Genomic DNA, 21,575 nt, shown 5'->3' with positions numbered 1-21,575 from the left:
CACAGGTTACGCGACAGGCAAAGCGTCAATCATCTGCCTGTTCATCACCATCGCGACGGCTCATGCCGTATTTGCGCATTTTCTCGACCAGGGTCGTGCGGCGAATGCGCAAGCGTTCTGCGGCGCGCGCCACGATACCGTTGGCGTCGTCCAGCGCTTGCTGGATAAGGCCCTGCTCCAGACCACCGAGGTAGTCCTTGAGGTCCAGACCTTCAGGCGGCAGCATCGCACCGGACGCAAAGTTCGGCGTAGTCGCGTTGATGGCCACGCGCTCTTCCAGATCGCTGCGCAGGCTGTCGACCATCTGCTCGTCTTCATCTTCGACATAGCGGAATTTCTTCGGCAGCTCGGCAACGCCGATCACGCCATACGGGTGCATGATCGCCATGCGCTCGACCAGGTTGGCCAGCTCACGGACGTTACCCGGCCAGGCGTGCCGGCACAGCGACATGATCGCGGCGGAATTGAAACGGATAGAGCCGCGCTTTTCGTGTTCCATGCGCGAAATCAGTTCGTTCATCAGCAACGGAATGTCTTCGACACGCTCGCGCAGCGGCGCCATCTCGATAGGGAATACGTTCAGGCGATAATAAAGGTCTTCGCGAAAGCTGCCGACCTCGATCATCTTTTCAAGATTCTTGTGCGTGGCCGCAATAATCCGCACATCGATGCTCTGGGTCTTGTTGCTGCCGACCCGCTCGAAGGTGCGTTCTTGCAGAACACGCAACAGCTTGACCTGCATCGGCAACGGCATGTCGCCGATCTCGTCAAGAAACAGGGTGCCGCCATTGGCCAGCTCGAAACGCCCGGCACGGCTGGTGATCGCACCGGTGAAGGCGCCCTTTTCATGGCCGAACAGCTCGCTTTCAAGCAGCTCTGCCGGAATGGCACCACAGTTGACCGGCACAAACGGCGCGTCGCGACGTTTGGAATGGTAGTGCAGGTTACGCGCCACCACTTCCTTGCCGGTCCCGGACTCGCCAAGAATCAGGACACTGGCGTCGGTGTCGGCCACCTGCTGCATCATCTGCCGCACATGCTGGATGGCACGGCTGGTGCCGACCAGGCTGCGAAACAGATTGGGCTCGCGATGACGACCGCGCTCACGGGCCTGATCGTACATTTCACGATAGACCTGGGCACGGTGCAGAGAGTCGAGCAGCTTGCTGTAGCTGGGCGGCATATCAATGCTGGACAGCACGCGACGGCGCAGGTCTTCGGGCAGGTCGACAGAAGAACTTTCGCCCATCAGCAACACAGGAAGGAACTCATCCCATGCAGCGATGGTCTTAAGCAAGCCCTGAAGACTGCCCGCGGCACTGACATTGCCAATCAGGACGCACAACACCTCGCGGGTAGACGACAAAGAACCGACCACCTGCTGCCAGTCTTGGCTGGAACAGGAGAGGTTTTCTTCGCCCAGGAAGTTCATGATGACGCCCAGGTCGCGGCGACGCTGGCTGTCGTCATCGATCAGCAGAATTTTGATTTCACGCCACATGCAATCGAAACTTCCCTAGTCAACTTGTACGCCCATCGGTCGTGGGCAGCTTGGCATCTTAGCCGTTACATCTGATCAGACGCCAGACAACAAAAAACATCACTAGTTAAGTCAAAAAAACGGACATAGTCAAATTTATGGCGTGAATCTTGTCCGACAAGAAATTTTCAGCCGAACAAATCGTACACTTTCGAGGCTTGTTTCGCTCTGTTGAGCTGCGACATCTCATCGGCAATTGCCTGACGTTCGCCGATTGCAACGTCAATCAACTGCCGATAGACGTTCAGCAGCTCTTCCAGATTGTCGCGCAGGTCAGGCTCATTGGCTGCGGTGTCGACTGCTACCGTTTCGATGCATTCACGGCAAGCCAGATCGAGCCTGCCGATGGCTTCCCAGTCGCGTTCAGCCAAAGCCTCGACCAAGGCTTCGCGGGTTTCTGCGATACGCTGTGCTGCGCTCATGGGAAGCTCCTTGTGAAGGCGTAGGATCAGGCCGCTGCGATAGCGTCCCAGCCCTCTTTGACAGTGATCAGCAGATCGGTGACTTCATCAAGGATCTTCGCATCATTCTTCGCGTTGGCTTCAGCCAGGCGCTTCATCATGTAGTCGTAGAGGTTGTCCTGGTTACGCAGGGCATCGGTGCCGTAGTTGTCCAGGTCGAGACCCTCGCGCAGGCCACCGATGATGTCGATGGCTTTGCCGATGAGGATGCCCTTACCGGCGATTTCTTTACGCGCCATGGCGCCTTTGGCCTGGGCGATACGGGCGAGACCGCCTTCAAGCAGCATCTGCACCAGACGGTGAGGACTGGCTTCAGACGTCTGCGCCTGGGAGCCGACTTTTTGGTACTGACGCAACGCTAACATCGGATTCATAGGGGGACCTCTTGGCAAATCCGTACTCTGGATACCCAAGCTATCGACGTGGCGTGGGAAAACTTTAGCATTAATGCAAAAACCCGACGCGAGGTCGGGCTTTTGTTACGAGCTTTAATGCCTGGATCAGGACGCGTTTTTCTGCGCGTTGATCGCATCGAAGATCGAGGTGATGCTCGAAGCAGTTGCCTTGAGCTGCGCTACTGCCAGGTCCATGGCATTGTATTTCTTGGTCAGGGTCTCGGTCAGCGTGGCGACACGACGATCAAGCGCTTCCTGGTCGTTGGCAAGCCGCGTCTTGACCTTGTTCAGGCTGGTGTCTTTTTGCGCCAGAATGGCACCCGTATCCGTGAACGGCTTAAGCGATTTCTCGATGCGACCCAGCAGGCCGTTATCGCCGGTAAACATGGTCTGAATCTGACCACCGAGATTCTTGTCATTCATAGCGGTCGAGAAGGCAACATTATCGAGCGCCAGCTTACCGTCGGCACGCTGAGTTGTAATTCCCAGCTGCGCCAAAGACCCCAGGCCGCTGGTACTGGTCGAGGTTGCGATTTGCGAGCGAATGGCTGCCAGAATATTGCGCGGTGTTGAATCACCGGTCATTGCACCGGACACAAAGGTACCATCGGATGCCGTAGAGCCCTTGGTCAGGTTACCGACCAGCGTGACCACAGTATTGTAAGCATCAACAAAGCTCTGCAATGACGTTCTGATAGCATCGGTATTCGAGGCCACGGTAATAGTCGTAACTTTGTCTTTATCGGCAGCAACCAGGTTCAAGGTCAAACCGGAAACGGCATTCTCGACAGTATTCTTCGAGCTGGTTATGGCAAGACCATCAATCTCGAACTTGGCATCCTGAGCCAGAGCACTGATCGCGCCGGCCCCCGGATTAGTCGCAGTACCACTGGCACTCATCATTTTGGTGCCATCGATGTCCAGCAACGTACCGATGCTGCTGTCGCCCTTGACGCTGATATCCATGCCTGCACCAGTCTTGCTGGAGCTGAATACCAGACGCGAACCATTGGCATCGTTAATAATGTTTGCACTGATGCCGTTGGTATTGAACTGCAGATCGGAGTTAATCTTGTCGCGCACCTGCTGCAGGGTCGAGGTGGCGTCGATCTTGATGACCGTATCAATGCCATTTTGAGTGATGGTCAGGTTCCCACTCGGAATGGCACTCGCCTGAGTTGAGTCAAGGGCTACAGTGGCCACTTTCGAACCCGTCGCCAACTGGTTCACTTTGACCGAATAGATGCCGCCGACCGCTGAATTATTGGTCGTCGCCTTGACCAGCGCTTCATTGCTCGAGCTCGCACCATACCCCTGAAAAGCTGGAGTTGTCGTGTTGCCGAGGGTCGTCAGCGTTGACTGAAACGCAGCCAGTGCCGATTTCAGCTGACTGACGCCAGACAATGACGCCGTATTCTTGGTCGTGTCGGTCGTGATCTGCTTCTGTTTGGCCGCCTTATCGGCGTCCACCAGAGCGGTGACGATGCCACTAATATTCAGACCCGAACCCAGACCGGTCGACGTTGAGATTGGACTCGCCATCATGTATCTCCTTGCTTGAATGCTGCCGGTTTTACGGCTCTTGTGAAGCACATGAAAACCAGCAACATGGGGTTGTCTGCAATCAGGCTTTCGCGCTGAACAACAGACTGCTTGCGTCGCTCAGGCTTTCGGCCAGCTTCAACACTTCCTCGTTGGGAATCTGTCGAATCACCTCACCTGAATCGCTCGCAATGACTTTGACCACTACTTTGCCAGAACGATCATCAACCGAAAACTCAAGATTGCGCTTGACCGATTGAAAGAAGTCCTGAATTTCTGCGGCCGCTGCCTTGACCTGATTATCGTCTTGCTGCCCGGCACTATTGCTATTGCTTTCGCTTTTGCTCGATGCATCGACGACACGCACAGGTTTGGTCGTATCGACCGAAGCACTCTTGTCGACGCCGACAGAGTCGCTTACCGGTTTGGCGACCGGATAAGACACATTCAGCCTGATGCCCATATCCATGTTTTGTCACCTCTGAAAGTAAAAAAGCGAGAGGGTACGCACCCGCACCCTCCCGCTAGAGTCCATGCCGAAATTACTGAAGCAGTTTCAGTACAGAGGACGGCAGCTGGTTGGCCTGAGCCAGGACCGAAGTCGACGCCTGTTGCAGAGTCTGCTGCTTGGTCAGCTGAGCAGTTTCAGCTGCGAAGTCGGTGTCTTGTACGCGACCCAGAGCGGCGGTGGCGTTTTCGTTGATGTTCTGCAGGTTGGAGATGGTGCTGGTCAGACGGTTCTGTGCAGCACCGAGGTCGGCACGGCTGGCGTTGATGGTGTCCAGAGCCGAGTCGATTGCAGAGATAGCTGCTTCGAAGCTTGCCTGAGCAGTATCACTGTCGGAACCGGTGATCGCGATGGTCGCCGAGTCAACACCCAGAGTCGAAGCTACGAAAGAGTCGCTCAGGCTCAGAGTGATCTGGTTGCTTGCACCCGAGTTCGAACCGACCTGGAAGGTCATGGTTGCAGCCGAGCCGTCCAGCAGGTTCTTGCCGTTCAGGTTGGTACTTTCAGCGATACGGGTCAGTTCGTCGGACATGGCCGCGAACTCTTTGTTCAGGGCGTCACGGTCAGCTTCACTATTGTTGTCGTTGCGGGACTGAACAGCCAGTTCACGCATACGCTGCAGAATATTGGTCTGCTCTTGCATCGCGCCTTCAGCGGTCTGGGCGATGGAGATACCGTCGTTGGCGTTTTTGATCGCCATGGTCTGGCCACGGATCTGCGAAGTCATGCGGGTTGCGATCTGCAGGCCGGCAGCGTCGTCTTTGGCGCTGTTGATTTTCAGGCCGGAAGACAGACGGGTCATGGAAGTCGACAGCGCATCAGAGGCACGGCCCAGGTTCTTTTGCACGTTCAGGGAGGCAACGTTGGTGTTTACTGTTAAAGCCATGATGAATTCCTCGTGGTTTGTTTGCTGTGGCTTCCGGCCCCTGCAAGCGCCGGGTGTGCCTAGAGAACCTTCGTAATAGTTATCGTCGGCATGGCACGTTGCTTGAGGTTTTTTTTTAATTTTTTTAGTGGCTCGGTGCCAACCCAAGTAAAACAAGACCTTAGCGTAGCTTTAACGAGGAGCAGAGCTGTGGCGAGGCGCCTTTGAGAGGCACTGAAATGTGAACGGCTAGGCACTCTGTGCGAGCGACCACGACGAACGGTCAGTAAAAATAAAAACGCCCGGGCTCAGGTCCCGGGCGTCGATTGCAACCGATCAATATCAAGGACGGTAAATGATCGCCGATCCCCACGACAAACCTACACCGAAGCCACTGAGTGCCACACGCTTCCATGAAGAACCCAGTACATGCTTTTCGACCAGCAGCGCAATACTCGACGACACGGTATTGCCGGTCTCGACCATGTCCTTGACGAACTTCTCGGGCTGATCTTCAAAACGTCGCGCCACGGCATCGACGATGGCCGCACTGCCCTGGTGAATACAGAAGGCATCGATGTCGTCGGCGGTCAGACCAGAATCGTCCAATAGCTCGTGCAAATGTGCCGGCACCTTGAGCAAGGCAAAGTTGAACACCTGGCGGCCATTCATATAGAACACACCGTTACTGACTTTCAGATGCGGCGCGCCAGAACCATCAGTGCCGAATTTAGCCTTGCCCAGCAGCCAGGCGGCGTCTTCGCCCATCCAGGTTGCGGTGGCGGCATCGCCAAACAGCATGGTGGTGTTGCGGTCGTTCGGGTCGACGATCTTCGAATACGGGTCGGCGGTGACCAGGACTCCGTTCTTCAGGCCGGTGGCTTCCATGAAGCCCTTGATGGCATACAGGCCATACACATAGCCCGAACAGCCCAGCGAGATATCGAACGCCGCCACGGCGGTAGTCAGCCCCAGCTTGTCCTGAACGATGGCAGCCGTGTGCGGCAGCCCTTCTTCATCGCCGTTCTGAGTGACGACAATGAGCACATCAATACTTTCACGCGATAACTGAGGGTTACCGGCCAACAGTTTGTTGACGGCTTCCACGCACAGGTCGGAGGTTTCCTGTGCGGCATCCTTGCGAGGCAGAAAGGTCGAGCCGATCTTGCCGAGGATGAACTCTTCATCCTTGTCGAACCTGGCACCTTGAGCGTAGTTATCCACGCCTTCGGTGGGCACGTAACTCGCTATGCTTTTTATGCCAATCATCGTGGCTTCCCAGTAGTAAACGGTTAACGACGCCCTTCAATGCGCGAAAGACGTGACTCAAAAGATGGCTACGAGGCCTGGTCCGCCTCATACGATACAGTGAAGATGCTTGCCGCGAGCTGAAGGTCACGCTTAATTTCATCTCGCGACGCCTGGCGCGACACACTCACCCGCTCTATAAACAGCAAAGCCACGAACAACCGTTGTTGTTCGTGGCCCCGGTAAAGCTGATAACGCGTCAGACCAACAGTTGATCCCACTCTACCGGCTGAGCAGCACCCAATACGAATGCCTTGCCAGCGTGCCGATGGTTCGGATTATAGGCGCGATCATGCTGCATAGGTACAGGCCACTGAGTTTGCAGCGCCTCGAGCTCAGACTTGGCCTGTGGCAATGCACCGTGGTGCAGAACTTGCGCCTGTGGTGTCCAGACCGTCAGATAACCCGCCGCATCAAGCTTCAGGCACAAATCGACCGCCGCAAAGTGCTCACCGAACAGCACGTCATCGAAACCGTCCACGGCATCGAAGAGTTCTTTACGCACCATCATGCATATTCCGGACACTGCCGTGAAATTCTGCTCGACCTGCAAGCGCTGCATATAGCCTTTGGCGTCCTTGGCCTCCCCAACCAGAGCTACACCAACACCTTGATCGAAGCCAAGAATCAGGCCAGCCTGGGTGCAGACGCCCTTTTCATCTACCAGCTTGCCACCGACCACGCCGACTTCAGGACGCTGCGCCTGATTAAGCAACGCCTCGACCCAGTTAGCGGTGACCACTTGCGCGTCGGCAGCCAGAAACAGCAGATACTCACCGCGGGCCTGCTGACTGGCCTGATTGAGCAGCGTCGCCGGGCTGACCGCCTGTTGCCGGCGCAACACCTTGATGCGCTCGCCCTTGCCTTCAAGTTGATCCAGCCATTCATGCAGCTTCGGATCCTGGCTGTGATTGTCGGCAATCAGAATCTCATGATGATGGTAGCGGGTGCGTTGCAGAACGCTGATCAGGCACAGTTGCAAAGCTTCGAAATTGTCCTGGCTGGGCAGCACAATCGACACCAGAGGACGCTCGGCATGCCGATAATCGACCTGCAAGGTGCCCGACTCGGAAGATGCCACCTGAGCCGAGTAACCACGCGCTTCAAGATGACGAGTCAAAGCCTGGGCATACTGATCGTTTCTCTCAAGCCTGGCGGCCTTGCAGATCAGCAATGGCTCAGGCAGATGCGCAAGCCCCGCCATGCCGCCCTGCTCGATAATGCGCAGCAACAAATCGAATTCCAGCGCCTGGTCAAACTCGGAGTTATAGCCACCCGCCTCCAGCAGCGTGTCCTTGTGAATCAACCAGTGACGTGCCATCAGCGCTGGCACGCCCAGCAGCAGATCCAGGTTGAAACCAGGGCGGAAGATGTCCCGCAGGGCGCCATCTTCCTGACGATGCACTTCATCCATCGCGACCGCACGACAGCCTTCGGCATCCTTCAATTCCAGAGCTGCACGCAACAGGCCGCTGGCCGTGAACTCATCGCCGGCCTCGGCCAGCAGCAGCCAGTCGGACGTCGAGTTGGCGGCGATTTCATTGAGGCGCTCCACGTAATGATCAGGACTGACCTGAACGAAATGCACCGTATCTTTACGCGTTGTGCCGCCCGGCAGGTCGCCAGTAGTAAACACCACCACCTTGAAGGCTCTGAAGTTGCTGGCCAGCAGGCTATCAAACGTGGTTTGCAGGCCCGCCGCGTCGTTTTCCAGATCCAGCAGCAATATCTCGAAACGGGGACCGTTTTGCTGAATCAACTGGCCAGCCGTAGCGACCTGCCGGGCGTCTGGCGTCCGGGCACTCAGCCAGCCAAGCAAGCGCCCTGACTGGGTGTTGTCGAGCAGTACTTTGCGATCTGCCACATTCAGGGTCGCAAGACGCCGCTGCCAACCCCTTGCCTGCTCGATCTCCAGCGCGTAGCCATCATTGCCGGAGGTTTCCAGGTTATGCAGCAACGCATCAACTACCGCAGGGTTAAATAGATAGCCGTTCAAGGCCTGCCATAAACGGCTTCTGACAGTGTCATGAGTATCGTCCGGGTACTGACGCAGCAATGCGTGTTGCTTGACCAGCACACCTTCAAGCTCGATCAGTTGCTGACGCCCAGCCGGCATCACATGCAGCAAAAACTCGATCTCGGTCAACAAATCGAACAATGGCTTGTTATAGAACGGCATTTCCACAAACTGATGCGGGTCGAACAAACGCACCGGTTCAAACGACAGTGGCGACCACTGCGAACGGAAGATACGGGTTGCCTTGAGTGACTTGCCGGTGAGCAGGCAGTTGGACATTGCGGCAAAACTATCCAGCGCCACCTGAATCGCCTGTGGCTTGTCCAGGACATCAAGCCCGGTGCTCAGCCCTGCCAGGAACTCAGCGAACGCCTCACGCTCAGCCACCGACTTCTGGTCCTGAAAAGTCAGTACCGTCAATACGTTAGTCTTGTGATCAGAACCGCCATAGTTGATTTCGCGGACGATGTAAGGAATGTCGAGAATTCGCGCCTTGGCACTGGCCAGCAGATAGAACGCATGGCCGATTTCCTGCCACTCGAAACTCATACCCGCCGGCATCGACTGGTGCCAGCTGCGCAACAGCTCAGTACGTGTTACCGCATAGAACGGCGGCAAAAACTGGCCCATGAAATCCATGACACGTTGCGCAGCCAACTCCGAACCGTAGTCTTCCTGCACCTTGAGGTCGCGGCGGTAATACAGCACTTCAGTCGCACGGCACAGATACATCAAACCATAGCCGTGGCACATGCCGTAATCGGGGTTGGCATCGAGAAAGTCGACGCACTCGACCATCGCATCATGCAGCATGAAGTCGTCGTCAGCAGCAAACGACATGTATGGCGTAGTCACCACCGATGAGCCATACGCCAGTTTTTCCTGCAAACCAAAATAGGACAGGTGCCCCAGATGGTGATACTCAATACCAGGGTAATCCTCGACCAGCGTCGTATCAGCTTCAGTTGAGGAGTCCAGCACCAGCAACTTGCCGGCAAAGTGACGGTAATACTCCATCGTACGGCGCAGGAAGGCTCTGCGGTTATGGCTGATCACAACCAGAGTAAAGCGCTCATTCAAGGGCGTTACGGCAGTATCCACGGTTTGCAGCGGCATCTTGTCTTCCCCATCCCCGCAGGTCGTACCGGCGGCCTGGCAATCGAATTAGTGTTGTTTACTTGACCCGCAACAGATAACCGTCCGGCGCGACTGACAACAGCAACTTGTTGTCCACGCGCCGATCGATCTCAAAGTCGCTGCTTTCCTTGAGGTATTGCCACACGGCGGTCTTTGGGTTATCACCCGGTCCCCACGGACGGTCCGGGAATGCGTCGGCCGGCATGTCTTCGACCACGGTGTCCATCACCACGCAATAACTGCCTACCGTCACCAACGGTGCGTACAGGCGCAGCTCTTCAAGCACGTGCTCATGAGTGTGATTGGAGTCCAGAACGACAATGACCTTCTTGCCGGCAGCCAGCGCCGCAACCTGGGCGGCAATCGCCGGGTCAATGCTGGAGCCTTCGATCATCGAGATACGCTTGAACATTGGATGACTTTCGATCGCCTCACGGTTGTGCGGACGAATATCGACATCGATACCCAGCACCTCGCCATGCCCGAGCAACTCCAGAATCGAGGCGTAGTAAATGATCGAGCCGCCATGGGCGATGCCGCATTCGATGATCAAGTCAGGTTTGAACTGCCAGATGATCTCCTGCATCGCCACCATGTCCTGGGGCAACTGAATGATCGGCCTCCCCATCCAGGAGAAGTGATAGCTGTATTTATGCTTGGCCGACTCATTGAAAAAATCAGTGGCCAGATTACGCAACGTGGTGTTTTCACCCTGCGCCTTAATGTCTGCTTCGTTCTGTGCTGCGAATTCTTGAGCCTGGGTACCGGTCATGTTCAACCTCGATAACTATTGTTGGAATGCCGCAGCGTCGACCGCGTGATAGACATAGCGGTCATCGGTCATGCGCCTGATTTCATCCAGGTAATTGGAATTCATCACAAACAGGTGAGCGCCTTCGGGCAAAGCCTGCAAGGCCTCTTGCGGCGAAGACACTCTAAGGCCACTCAGCGGCAGGTAACGACCTTGCTTGGCCGGGTTGATGTCGACAATCTGATCGACCGTGACGCCCGCGCGCTGCAAGAACAATGAATAGATCACCCCCTTGGAGGCGGCGCCCCAGATGCCCAGCGCCTGGTCGGGAGATGCCTTGGCGATATTCAAGGCGCGCTCGATGCTGTGCTGGAAGTCATTTGGCACCTGCACCTGTGAGCCAGGCGCCGGCAAGTTGCTGCGCAGGCTGCCCAGGTCAGCCACCACGTACAAATACTGGCCACCGAACAGGTGCCCGACCTCATGCACAGTGCCGAATAGACGCCGGAAATCATCGATACGAAAATAATTGACGTGCTCATAGAACACATCGAACCAGGCCCGGTGCTCCAGAATCCAGTCCAGGCACGGCACCTCGATATAGATCAAACCGCCGCCATTGGCCTGGGCGATGGTGTGCAAAAACGCCTGCGGGTCCGGAATGTGCTCAAGCACATGGCGCAACACCACCGCCTCGGCAGACAGCCCTGCCTCAGGGGTGAAGGGCGCCTTGATCACATGCGGGTTATCGCCCTCGTAAGCAGGATCAATGCCGACAATATTGAAACCCTTGCTGCGCAACTGCTCAAGGAAATAGCCCTTGCCGCACCCCACCTCGATCAGGCTTTTACTGCCAAAGTGCCGGGCAATGATCTGCTCGACTGCCTCCAGGTGCGCCTTGAAGTGCCCCGAATGCGCCTGTTCGTTCTGGTAGTCGCTGTCGTAAGTGAGCTTTTGCGGATCGAATGCGGCATTGAATACCAGTCCGCTGCGCGGATCCTGAACCAGCACCACATCGGCGCTGATCGAAGCCCTGGCTGAGGCGGCATCGGCGAAGGTACGATTCTGCAAGACGGGCAAACCACTGGCCCGGTACAACTCATTGCCCATGCCTAGCCTCCATTAACTGCTCAAGACGTTGCGCACTGCCCCAGAACGCCAGGGGCTCATGCACCGAATAAGGATAGTGACCAAGGTTAAGACGAATATCCGAGCCGCGCTGAGCCACTCGTTGCTCAACCAGGGCACGCACTGAAACCGGCCGACCGCTGCAGCAATTGATGACGCCACTGAAATCGGGGCGCTGAATGATTGTCGCCAGATAGCCTGCGGCCTGCTCGATGGGCAGATAATCACGCAATTGCTCGCCGGCCGACATATCAAACTGCTCGGCACCCGCATCAATGGCCCGCTCAAGGCTGGCCAGCAGACTGTTGGGGTTTTGCCCCTCGCCATGCAGATAGAACAACCGCGCCCACTGCAAAGTAAACGGCTGTTCACGCTGCAAGGCTTCAAGAAACAGACGCAGCGAATGCTTGGCCAGCCCGTAAGGATTGGCCGGCCTGGCCTCAGTGATTTCGCTCAGTTCGCCATTTTGCAGGCCGTATTCGAAACAGGTGCCGGTCACCAGCACCTGGCCGACGCCCGCCTGTACGACCGTCTTGATAAAGGCGTAATCGGCAAACAGGTTGTGCTCGAAATGAAACAGCCCCTGATATGCCGGCAGCCCTGGCCAGGCCAGATGCGCCAGCACATCTACGCCTTGGGTCAACCCGCCAACGTCCAGATCGGCCGCGTGCACATCGGCGGCGAAAAACTGCACCTCATCGAACCAGGGCATGGTGCGGGCAACGTCCAGGTTGCGCGCCACGGCACGCACCCGATAGCCCTTGTCGAGCAAGGCCCGGACCAGATGGCGACCGACAAAGCCGGTGGCGCCGGTCACCAACGCCGTCACGCCACTCATAGCCGGCGCAACTCAGGCACGGCAATCACAAACTGCCCGCCCCACTGCTGAACTTGTGGGTACTGCTTACGGACTTCGTCGAGCAGGTTCCACGGCAGCACCAGTACGTAATCGGGTTGTTCTTCCAGCAAGCGCTCTGGGGCGACCACCGGGATGCGGCTGCCCGGCAAGAACTTGCCTTGTTTGTGCGGGCTGGCATCGGCCACCCAGCTCAGCAAGTCAGGCTTGATCCCGGCGTAATTGAGCAGTGTATTGCCCTTGGCTGCCGCGCCATAGCCTGCCACCCGCTTGCCGTCGGCCCTGGCCTGCAGCAGAAAGCGCAGCAACTCATGCTTGATGCGTTCGGCGGCCGGCGCCAGGGTGGCGTAAAAGCTGGCGGTCTTGATACCTGCGCTCAACTCGGCATTCAGTTGCTGCTCGACGGCTGGCTGCGGTTCGCGATACAGGCCGTCGCTGCGACGGGCAAACACCCGCAACGAGCCACCATGGGTCGACAAATGCTGCACATCGAAAATCGTCAGGCCATTACGCTGGCACAAAGTATTGACGGCCGTCAGCGACAGATAGGAATAGTGCTCGTGGTACAGGGTGTCGAACTGCGCGCCGGCCATCAGCGCCTGCAAGTGCGGGAATTCAAACGTCACTACACCTTCAGGCTTGAGCAGCGTCGCAAAACCGGTCAGAAAATCGTTGATGTCCGGCACATGGGCCAGCACGTTATTGGCGGCCATCAGGTCGGCGGCCCAGCCATCTTCACGCAAAATCTGCGCAGTCTGCTGGCCGAAGAACAGTTCGCGGATCTCGAGCCCTTTGACACGGGCAGCATTAGCGGTGCTGCGCGTCGGCTCGACACCCAGACAGGCGATGCCGCGCTCGGCCACGTATTGCAGCAAGTAACCGTCGTTGGCGGCAATCTCTACCACTCGACTATCAGCGTTCAAGCCAAAGCGTTCGACCATATCGCCTACATAGCGCTGCGCATGTTCAAGCCAGGTACTGGAGAACGAACTGAAATAGGCATAGTCGGCATCGAACAGACTATCGGCGCGCGTGTAGTCTTCGGTTTGCACCAGCCAGCAGTGCTCACACACCTGCACTTTCAACGGAATCCACTGCTCGGCATGCTCCAGTTGCTCGGCCAGCAGATAGGCGTTGGACGGCGGCGAAGTGCCCAGATCGATCAGCGGCAGGCTCAGAGGCGTGCCGCAACCCCGACAGTTCATACACGAACTCCAGCAAAGGATTCATCCAGCAAAGGATGCGCGATGTCGCGCGGCGACAGATTCTTGACAGGCAGCGGCCAAGCGATGGCAAGCTTTGGGTCATACACCGACAAACCGCCTTCATGCTCCGGGGTGTAGTCGGCGCTGTGCAGGTACAGCAACTCGGCATCGTCGCTCAGTGCCTGAAAACCGTGGGCAAAGCCTGCTGGAATCAACAGGCCCTGGCCATCACCGGCCTTGAGGTGCCGGGCGTGCCAGTGCAGAAAGGTCGGCGAATCCGGACGCAGGTCAACTGCCACATCCCAGACCTCACCGCGCAGGCAACTGATCAGCTTGGCTTCGGGCTGCGCGGCAGTCTGATAATGCAGGCCGCGCACGCTGCCCACTTCACGGGTGCAGGAATGGTTGATCTGACGGATATGAAAGGGCTGACCGAAAGCGCTGAGGCTACCCTCGCAAAACAGCCTGGAAAAATGCCCGCGTGCGTCACTGTGGTGTTTGTGCTGGACGAGAAACAATCCCGCCAGCGGCAATGCCTGCAAGGCGAATTCGCTCACAGATGCCCCCTGTACAGATTCAGTTGCGCCAGGGTGACCTGACGTATATCGCCACCGGCCTCCCAGGCCAGGTGCCAGTTCAGCGTTTGCTCCAGACACTGCACCAGCGACCAGCGCGGCTGCCAGTGCAGCAAGTGCCGCGCCCGGCTGCTGTCCAGACGCAGCAAGCCAGCCTCGTGCAGCTCGGCAGGTTCGATCCGCACGCCAGGAGCCTGTGGCCAGCGCTCGGCCAGCAAACGCACTACTTCACCAACGCTGCACATGTCGGACTCACCCGGACCAAAGTTCCAGGCCCCGGCAAACTGCGGCCCATGCTCATACAAGCCATGCGCCAATAACAGATAACCGGCCAGCGGCTCCAATGCATGCTGCCAAGGCCTGACCGCCTGCGGGTAACGCAAGGTCACCGGCTCGCTGGCCGACCAGGCCCGCAGCACATCGGGAATCAGCCGTTCAGCGGCAAAGTCGCCGCCGCCCAGTACATTGCCGGCACGCGCAGTGGCCAGGGCCAGACCGTGTTCTGCATGCAGAGCAGGAGCAAAGAATGAAGCGGCATAGGACTGTGCGAGCAATTCGCAGCAGGCCTTGCTGCTGCTGTAAGGGTCGTGACCGCCCAGCGCTTCGTTCTCGCGATAGGGCCAGGCCCATTCCTGATTGGCATAGACCTTGTCAGTGGTGACCAGCACGCACGCCTTGACGCCGCCGACCTGGCGGATCGCTTCAAGCAGATGCAGGGTGCCCATGACGTTGCTGGAATAAGTGCCCAGCGGATCGCGATAGGCCTCGCGCACCAGCGGCTGCGCCGCCAGGTGCAAAACGATCTCGGGCCGGGTTTCGTTGACCACCTCAAGCAACGCACCGAGGTCACGCAAATCGCCACGGCGGTCGGTCATGCCCTCGCCCACCCGTGCCAGCTCGAACAGGCTCGGCCGGGTACCGGGGTCCAGCGCGAAGCCGGTCACTTGGGCGCCGAGGCTTTGCAGCCACAGGGCCAGCCAACTGCCTTTGAAGCCGGTGTGGCCGGTCAGCAGGACTCGTTTGCCCTGCCAGAATGCCGGGCTCAGTCCCACTGTTTCCACGGCGCCTCCCCGCTTTGCCACAGTTGTTCCAGATAGTTTTTGTCGCGCAGGGTGTCCATCGGATGCCAGAAGCCGGTGTGCTGGAAAGCATGCAACTGGCCTTCGGCAGCCAGCCGGTTCAGTGGCTCGGCTTCCCAGGGCATTTCGTCACCCTCGATATAGGGCAGCACCTTGGGCGACAGGACGAAGAAACCGCCGTTGATCCAGGCACCGTCGCCGGGTGGCTTTTCGGTAAAACCGAGTACCTTGTCGCCATTGCATTCCAGCGCCCCGTAACGGCCTGGCGGCTGTACGGCCGTCACCGTCGCCAGATGACCATGGGCATTATGGAAATCGACCAGTGCGCGAATATTCAGGTCCGAAACGCCGTCGCCATAGGTAAAGCAGAATGCCTGTTCATCCTTGAGATACTGTCCGGCGCGCTTGAGGCGGCCACCGGTCATGGTCTCCTCGCCGGTGTCGATCAAGGTGACGCTCCAGGGCTCGCTGTAATTCTGATGCACGTCCATGCGGTTTTTACGCATGTCGAACGTGACGTCCGAGGTGTGCAAGAAGTAGTTGGCGAAAAAGTCCTTGATCGCGTAGCCCTTGTACCCAAGGCAGATCACGAAATCGTGGATACCGTGGGCAGAGTACTGCTTCATGATGTGCCAAAGAATTGGCTTGCCACCGATCTCAATCATCGGTTTGGGCTTGAGGTGCGACTCTTCACTGATACGTGTGCCCAGCCCACCGGCCAGAATGACTGCCTTCATCGCTCTGCTCTGCCCCCACCGTGGCGGTGTAGCGCCGCCTTAACCATGTGATACCGGCCATCGGAGTCCTTCATGCCGAAGCGATGAAGGATTCATGGCGATAGGCGACAAGCTTGCAGGAACTGCGCCAAGAGCAAAGTTGACATTAACGGACCTGAATGAGCAGAACTGGCCGAGCGCTTATACGACTCAATCCGGCAGCCAGCCCCACTCCCAATGCTTGAGGTTGTCACCGGCCAGCATAAAGTTCTGCAACACTGCCTCACGCAGTTGGTCGCCCATGCGGTAGCTGGACTCGGGGTCAGCCAGATGCGACCTGATAGCTTCAAGCCACTCGGCGGTGCTGTTTGTCTTGACCTTGGTACATGGCAAGAAGCCCCGATAGGCTTCAGTGTCGGTGCAGATCACCGGATAGCCGCAAGCGCCGTACTCCAGCAAACGCAGGTTGCTCTTGCAGTCGTTGAAGATATGAAACTCCAGCGGTGCCAGCGCAAGGTCCAGATTCAGACTGGCCAGCTTGGCCGGGTAGAGATCAAGGTTTACTGCCGGATGGAATTCATGCACATAAGGCATCAACTCTTCGGGGCACATACCAAAGAAGATCCACTCCACCTCATTGGCCAGCTCACGAACCACTTCGGCGATAACCTCCAGATCGCCAGTGTGGCTGGTGCCTCCCCCCCAACCCACTCGCGGCCGACGCGAGGTGCTGCGGCGGCTTTGCAGTCTCGACCACTGGGCCGTTGACAGCATGTTCGGCACCACGCGAATGTCATCGTGCATACCGGCCAGGGCGTTTTTCAAGGCCTGAGTAGTCACCACCACCCGATCGCACAGTGCAATCGATTCGCGCAACATCTGCTCAGTGTTAATAGGCTTGTTGCGCGCGTGCGAGTTCTTTTCGGGAGCCTTGATCACATAGTCGTCAAGTTCAAAGATACGCAGGGCACTCGAATACTTTTTCAACGAAGCGATATACCCAGGCGACACAGTGCTATAGCGGCACTGCAGCACGATCACATCCGGCGACATGCGCTGAATTTCAACGATCGAGGGGTAATCGAACATGATCCGGCCGCCGACACGCTGCGCCGACTCGAGCTCTGCCAGCGGCTGGATGACACGATAATTACCCACCGCCGTATTGTTGATAGGCAGACCAAGGACTGAAGGCAATGAACGGGCACAAAACGGATCCCAACCATTTTTCAATCCGGCGTGCAGACTGAAACTGGATAACCCCAATCCAAGGTTGGGGTTATAAGCGGGGTCTCTGGCAATGACCGCAATCCAGCGACGATAGAAAATGTCCTGCCCTGCCTCAAGCCGTTCGCTGACTGCACGCGAAACGCTCGTGCCGGGTAGTCGGCCCATAGCGAGCGTCGCATGCGCAGTAGCTACCACCAGATAACCCTGCTGACCAATTCGCAGGCAGAGATCTACGTCATGCAAGCTCAGCGCCAGGTGCTGCGCATCGAACTGACCGACGCTATCGAAAACTCCCTTACGCACCATCAGGCAATCGCCGCTGACCGCGCTCCAGTTCTGGGTGGTCAGCAAGCGCTGCATGTAGCCTCGGGCATTGGCCGGTTCACCGATAAAAGGTGAAGCTGCCAGACCACTCATCCCCACGATCAGACCCGCATGCACAATGCTGCCTTGCGCGCTGAGAATACGTGCGCCGACCACGCCCACTTCTGGCCGGCGGGCATGGTTGAGCAACTCGCTCAGCCACTGCCCGGAAACCACCACGATGTCGGGATTGAGAAACAACAGATAGTCGCCGCGCGCATGGCTGGCGGCGTGGTTTTTCAATGCCGCTTCGTAAGGCTCACTCGCTGGCTGGCTTAATACGCGCAGCAGATTGCTGTCCAGTTGCGCCATGGCATTCAACCATTCGGCAATCTGCGGCTCGGCGTGGGCATTGTCGACGATAAGGATTTCGTAGCGGGTATAGCTGGTTTTCTCGATCAGTGACTCGATGCAGCGTTGCAACGCATCCAGGCGATAACCGGCATGGATGATAATGCTGACCAGCGGCTCGGTCGCGCTCACATAATCGACCCGATTGATCAGCGGCATGTCGCCCGTTCGCAGTCGATATTCGATACCGATACGCTGCAGATGCGCTTCCAGTAAACGACTGCTGCCTTCAATGATCGTCGACTGCGACAGCCACTGGGCAAAACTGAAGGTCGAGGCAACCTGCATCTCGGTAATGTGTTCGATGACCTGCGGCCCCAGGCTTTCTACCAGTCTCCACAGCACATCATGCGGGGCCAGATCGCCCTGCGCGGGGTCAAAGCCGCCGATTTCCAATAATGCCTTGCGGGAAAACGCCAGGCTGCGCCCGACATAGGGGTAGCTACGCATCAGGTCCAGATTGAAATCGGGCTTGAACACCGGTTCTTGTGAAATGCCTTCGATCAAAGCGCTTTCATCGCTGTAAACGCAGCAGATAGCCGCCATATTGGCAACTCGCTCAGCCAGCACCAACAGCGCCGAATCGACCAGTCGGTCCCCCGGTTGCAACAAGTAGATCCAGTCGATATCCGTCAGGCCATCGACGACTTCGTTTAGCTGGCCAGCCCAGTCACTGCGCAACGGCACATGCAGCACTTTGTCAGGCAGAGACGATTTGCCTGCCGACAACACAACCACGGACTGCGCCGCATACAACTGCCGGTCAAGGCTTTCGAAAACAATGCCAAGACCTGCAGCATCATTTTTTACATCGGTGATGATCACGGCGATACGCGGCTGGGCAGGCCAGGCTGCGATGGTTCTAGGGATCAGGCGCAACTGAGCGTCGGTGAAACGCCGCGCGGCCAGCCAGTCGGCATAAAACGCTTCGTAGCTTTCACTGGAGCTACCAACACGCGCCTGCAAAAACGTTTTGAGATTACCGAAAGCACGCAGCAGCGCAGCTTCCTCCCATTTGTGCGGCAAACCTTTGACAATTCTGGGCAGTTCAATGGTCCGTACCCAGCCATGGGCTGGGGCGCCTTCACTGCTTCGCGCCGCCAACATGTCGACCAGCCATTGCTTCTCGACCACCGCAGCCTTGAGCATTTCGGCCTGCTTGCTCAAACGATCCGGGTGGAGGCGCTCTACGCTGACCACTGAACGCAGCATGACCATGTTGCCGCGTCGCAGGAGACAAATGAACACGGCAAAGTCCAGCAAGGCGCGAAACCCTGCGCTTTCCTGAGTCAAGGCAGGTAGCAGAACCTGCACATCGGCGGTACGCATCAATGCCGACGAGAAATTGCCAAGGATGTTGGCCGGCGAGCCGTGAATCAGCTCCAGCATGTCGCCGCCATTGAACAGCGTGTCGATGCTGCATAGCGGGCTATTGATCATCCGCGACGGTAATACGAAGTCGTTGGCATCACTTAGAAAACGCTGGCCCAGAACCAGATTGACGTCGCTATGCTCGATCAACACCTGCGCCTGCAGGCTGATGCATTGGGAAAACAGCCTGTCGTCGTCGCACAACACCTTGATGAACTCACCACGCGCTTGTGCCACGAGACCGGCCAGATTATGGGCAAATCCCAGACGCACAGGGTTGCGCACATAACGCAGCGACACTGAATCCGGAATGCTCAAGGTCTCGATGATCTGACGGATCTCATCACCCGGACAGTCGTCACTGACGATGATTTCCAGGCACTCCCAGGACTGCTCCAGAGCACTCTGGATCGCGGCGTTGAAAAAACGAGGATTGAAGGCGGGGATGACGACAGTAACGAGAGGAGTTTGATTCACAGTGCGGACTCGCGAGCGGCACCGGAGTCATTCATGCGAATGACTCCTTATGGCCGCTGAAAACGGCGGATGCTCGGCGGATGCCTTGCCTGAATGCGCTTAAATCTGGCTGAACAGGTTCAGCTTGGAGGCTTGAATAAACACCTGCTGAGAGGCCTGCAACATGTTCTGTTGCAAGGTCAGCCGGGTAGCCGCTTCAACACCGTCGGACTTGGTAAACGTCTCTGATTCAGTGACGTTGTTACCCTTGATCATGTCGTTGGTCACGCCCTGTTCAATAGCTGCCTTCTGCCGTGCACCACTGCCCGAAATAGCGGTAGACAGTTGCTCTTTACCGCTGTTGAGGTTGCCCAGTGCCGAGTTGAGCGACGCCTGAAGCTTTTGCAGGCCCACCGCGTCGCCATCGACCTTGGTATCCAGTGCCGTGATGATGTCCGACAGAGTGTTCAGGATGTTCTTGGTCTGATGAGTATTGGACTCGATGATGAACTGGTCACCCTCTTCCGGCGTGCCGCTGATGGTAAAGCTGGCACCTGCCGCACTGATCACCGGGCCAAAACCATCACCCTTGGCAACCGGCGGATTACCATTGCTCACCGGCGATGCATACAGCTCATAGCCGCTGTCGGTGAACTTGAGAATCGCGCCACCGCTCGGGAAGGAATTGTTGAACAAGGCCTGATCCGCGGCCGTAGTGCCCACTGCCGCCTGGGTAATCGTCGCCGCCGAGGTGTTTCCGGGGCTGCGGCTTGGGCTGATGCTGCTGGGTGTAGACGCCAGTTGGTAGGTACGGTCTTTCAGGGCAGTTTCAGCCGCACCAGCGCTTGCCTTTTCAGCCGCCGACAGGTTGACGTTCAGCGTCATGTCCACGCCGCGAAAGGTGAAGGTCTGGCTGGCCGAACTGGTGTAATCGAACTTGCCAGCAGTGGACGAATCGGCAGTCACATCCTTACCGGTGCTGTCAGTGATCAGGATCTGCGGACCATCGACAAACGACAGGGTGTACGGCTGGCCAGCGACATAGCTGGCATTGTAGGTACTGGACGAAGACACACTGCCGCTGGACAGGGTGATCTTGCCGTCTTCAGTGGCCGGGTTGGTCAGGGTCGCGGAAGTACGCGTCGTGTTGACCGCTTGCTCGAAAGCCTCCCAACCGGTGGTGATGCTGTTCAGCACCAGGCCATCGCCGACGGCCAGCGAGACGCCGTTCTGGTCACCCTGATAGCTGTAGGTACCATCAGAGTTACGGATGTACGGCGGCTGAGCCGAATCGGAACCGGAAAACAGGTAGCGCCCGTTGGCATCCTGGCTGTTCATCAGGCCCATGATCTGGCTTTGCAACTGCACCAGCTCCTGAGAGTTGGCCAGTCGGTCGGCATCAGTCTGGGCACCGTTGCCGGAGCTGATTACCAACTCACTGGCGCGTTGCAGCGCATCGGTGATGCTGGTCATCGCCGTTTCAGTATTGGCCGTATTGTTATTAACAATCGTGATGTTATTCGCATACTGCTCAAGCATCGCGTTCTGTTGGGCCAATTGCAGCACACGCGCTGCGCCCACCGGGTTATCACTCGCGGTGTTGAGTTTGCTTTCGCTGCTGACCTCTTCGCCGGTCTTGACGTACTTGGCGTAGTTACGCTGGTAGTTGGCTGCTGAGGTTTCGTAAATCTGGCCGGTGGAAATGCGCATGGTCTACGACT

General features: G+C 57.4%; 17 protein-coding genes. All 17 read right to left on the bottom strand.

Annotation, left to right across the window (positions count from 1 at the left end):
• Positions 1-25: 25 nt before the first annotated feature.
• The 17 genes from fleQ to ACYAS9_RS05560 all read right to left on the bottom strand — a co-directional run bounded on the left by fleQ (position 26) and on the right by ACYAS9_RS05560 (position 21,564).
• Positions 26-1,501, bottom strand: a complete 1,476-nt coding sequence (gene fleQ, locus ACYAS9_RS05640) for a transcriptional regulator FleQ (protein WP_463567337.1) — start codon at positions 1,499-1,501, stop codon at positions 26-28.
• A gap of 167 nt (positions 1,502-1,668) precedes the next feature.
• Entirely contained in the window at positions 1,669-1,962 is a 294-nt protein-coding gene (locus tag ACYAS9_RS05635; protein ID WP_463567336.1) for a flagellar protein FliT, read from the bottom strand.
• A 26-nt stretch (positions 1,963-1,988) separates the two neighbouring features.
• Positions 1,989-2,375 carry a flagellar export chaperone FliS gene (fliS, locus tag ACYAS9_RS05630; protein WP_463567335.1) on the bottom strand — a complete coding sequence of 129 codons (387 nt, stop codon included), beginning with the start codon at positions 2,373-2,375 and terminating at the stop codon, positions 1,989-1,991.
• A gap of 126 nt (positions 2,376-2,501) precedes the next feature.
• A complete protein-coding gene (gene fliD / locus ACYAS9_RS05625) occupies positions 2,502-3,938 on the bottom strand; it encodes a flagellar filament capping protein FliD (RefSeq protein WP_463567334.1) in 1,437 nt (478 codons plus the stop codon).
• An 82-nt stretch (positions 3,939-4,020) separates the two neighbouring features.
• On the bottom strand, positions 4,021-4,407 hold the full coding sequence (locus ACYAS9_RS05620) for a flagellar protein FlaG (RefSeq protein WP_463567333.1): 387 nt from the start codon (positions 4,405-4,407) through the stop codon (positions 4,021-4,023).
• A 73-nt stretch (positions 4,408-4,480) separates the two neighbouring features.
• Positions 4,481-5,332, bottom strand: a complete 852-nt coding sequence (locus ACYAS9_RS05615; protein ID WP_463567332.1) for a flagellin domain-containing protein — start codon at positions 5,330-5,332, stop codon at positions 4,481-4,483.
• A gap of 321 nt (positions 5,333-5,653) precedes the next feature.
• Positions 5,654-6,580, bottom strand: a complete 927-nt coding sequence (locus tag ACYAS9_RS05610) for a ketoacyl-ACP synthase III (RefSeq protein ID WP_463567331.1) — start codon at positions 6,578-6,580, stop codon at positions 5,654-5,656.
• Between the two features lie 238 nt (positions 6,581-6,818).
• Positions 6,819-9,752, bottom strand: coding sequence for a glycosyltransferase family 2 protein (locus ACYAS9_RS05605; RefSeq protein ID WP_463567330.1), 2,934 nt, complete (start codon positions 9,750-9,752; stop codon positions 6,819-6,821).
• Positions 9,753-9,810: 58 nt separating this feature from the next.
• Complete coding sequence (locus tag ACYAS9_RS05600) at positions 9,811-10,545, bottom strand: cephalosporin hydroxylase family protein (RefSeq protein ID WP_463567329.1); 735 nt, start codon at positions 10,543-10,545, stop codon at positions 9,811-9,813.
• Between the two features lie 15 nt (positions 10,546-10,560).
• A complete protein-coding gene (locus ACYAS9_RS05595) occupies positions 10,561-11,634 on the bottom strand; it encodes a class I SAM-dependent methyltransferase (protein ID WP_463567328.1) in 1,074 nt (357 codons plus the stop codon).
• On the bottom strand, positions 11,624-12,490 hold the full coding sequence (locus tag ACYAS9_RS05590) for an NAD-dependent epimerase/dehydratase family protein (protein WP_463567327.1): 867 nt from the start codon (positions 12,488-12,490) through the stop codon (positions 11,624-11,626). Before ACYAS9_RS05590 ends, ACYAS9_RS05595 begins: the two co-directional genes overlap by 11 nt.
• A complete protein-coding gene (locus tag ACYAS9_RS05585) occupies positions 12,487-13,713 on the bottom strand; it encodes a methyltransferase domain-containing protein (protein WP_463567326.1) in 1,227 nt (408 codons plus the stop codon). Before ACYAS9_RS05585 ends, ACYAS9_RS05590 begins: the two co-directional genes overlap by 4 nt.
• Positions 13,710-14,270, bottom strand: a complete 561-nt coding sequence (locus ACYAS9_RS05580; RefSeq protein ID WP_463567325.1) for a dTDP-4-dehydrorhamnose 3,5-epimerase family protein — start codon at positions 14,268-14,270, stop codon at positions 13,710-13,712. Before ACYAS9_RS05580 ends, ACYAS9_RS05585 begins: the two co-directional genes overlap by 4 nt.
• Positions 14,267-15,349: a CDP-glucose 4,6-dehydratase gene (gene rfbG, locus ACYAS9_RS05575; protein WP_463567324.1), complete on the bottom strand. Its 1,083-nt coding sequence runs from the start codon at positions 15,347-15,349 to the stop codon at positions 14,267-14,269. Before rfbG ends, ACYAS9_RS05580 begins: the two co-directional genes overlap by 4 nt.
• Positions 15,331-16,104: a glucose-1-phosphate cytidylyltransferase gene (gene rfbF / locus ACYAS9_RS05570; protein WP_463567323.1), complete on the bottom strand. Its 774-nt coding sequence runs from the start codon at positions 16,102-16,104 to the stop codon at positions 15,331-15,333. The genes rfbG and rfbF overlap by 19 nt, the downstream gene beginning before the upstream one ends.
• A gap of 189 nt (positions 16,105-16,293) precedes the next feature.
• The gene (locus ACYAS9_RS05565) at positions 16,294-19,875 is read right to left on the bottom strand and encodes a glycosyltransferase (RefSeq protein WP_463567322.1); all 3,582 of its coding nucleotides are present in this window, start codon (positions 19,873-19,875) and stop codon (positions 16,294-16,296) included.
• 99 nt (positions 19,876-19,974) lie between these two features.
• Entirely contained in the window at positions 19,975-21,564 is a 1,590-nt protein-coding gene (locus ACYAS9_RS05560; protein WP_463567321.1) for a flagellar hook-associated protein 3, read from the bottom strand.
• Positions 21,565-21,575 lie beyond the last annotated feature (11 nt).

This window comes from Pseudomonas sp. HP_08 (assembly GCF_055284095.1).
The sequence above is the reverse complement of the archived record's forward strand: the minus strand, read 5'-3'. Positions and strand labels throughout refer to the sequence as shown.

What these genes read in the sequence shown, in the direction of transcription:
- ACYAS9_RS05615 (WP_463567332.1), bottom strand. Translation starts at nt 5,332, where the DNA reads ATGGCTTTAACAGTAAACACCAACGTTGCCTCCCTGAACGTGCAAAAG.
- rfbF (WP_463567323.1), bottom strand. Translation starts at nt 16,104, where the DNA reads ATGAAGGCAGTCATTCTGGCCGGTGGGCTGGGCACACGTATCAGTGAA.
- ACYAS9_RS05605 (WP_463567330.1), bottom strand. Translation starts at nt 9,752, where the DNA reads ATGCCGCTGCAAACCGTGGATACTGCCGTAACGCCCTTGAATGAGCGC.
- ACYAS9_RS05635 (WP_463567336.1), bottom strand. Translation starts at nt 1,962, where the DNA reads ATGAGCGCAGCACAGCGTATCGCAGAAACCCGCGAAGCCTTGGTCGAG.
- fleQ (WP_463567337.1), bottom strand. Translation starts at nt 1,501, where the DNA reads ATGTGGCGTGAAATCAAAATTCTGCTGATCGATGACGACAGCCAGCGT.
- ACYAS9_RS05610 (WP_463567331.1), bottom strand. Translation starts at nt 6,580, where the DNA reads ATGATTGGCATAAAAAGCATAGCGAGTTACGTGCCCACCGAAGGCGTG.
- ACYAS9_RS05585 (WP_463567326.1), bottom strand. Translation starts at nt 13,713, where the DNA reads ATGAACTGTCGGGGTTGCGGCACGCCTCTGAGCCTGCCGCTGATCGAT.
- fliD (WP_463567334.1), bottom strand. Translation starts at nt 3,938, where the DNA reads ATGGCGAGTCCAATCTCAACGTCGACCGGTCTGGGTTCGGGTCTGAAT.
- ACYAS9_RS05560 (WP_463567321.1), bottom strand. Translation starts at nt 21,564, where the DNA reads ATGCGCATTTCCACCGGCCAGATTTACGAAACCTCAGCAGCCAACTAC.
- ACYAS9_RS05620 (WP_463567333.1), bottom strand. Translation starts at nt 4,407, where the DNA reads ATGGATATGGGCATCAGGCTGAATGTGTCTTATCCGGTCGCCAAACCG.
- ACYAS9_RS05600 (WP_463567329.1), bottom strand. Translation starts at nt 10,545, where the DNA reads ATGACCGGTACCCAGGCTCAAGAATTCGCAGCACAGAACGAAGCAGAC.
- fliS (WP_463567335.1), bottom strand. Translation starts at nt 2,375, where the DNA reads ATGAATCCGATGTTAGCGTTGCGTCAGTACCAAAAAGTCGGCTCCCAG.
- ACYAS9_RS05590 (WP_463567327.1), bottom strand. Translation starts at nt 12,490, where the DNA reads ATGAGTGGCGTGACGGCGTTGGTGACCGGCGCCACCGGCTTTGTCGGT.
- ACYAS9_RS05595 (WP_463567328.1), bottom strand. Translation starts at nt 11,634, where the DNA reads ATGGGCAATGAGTTGTACCGGGCCAGTGGTTTGCCCGTCTTGCAGAAT.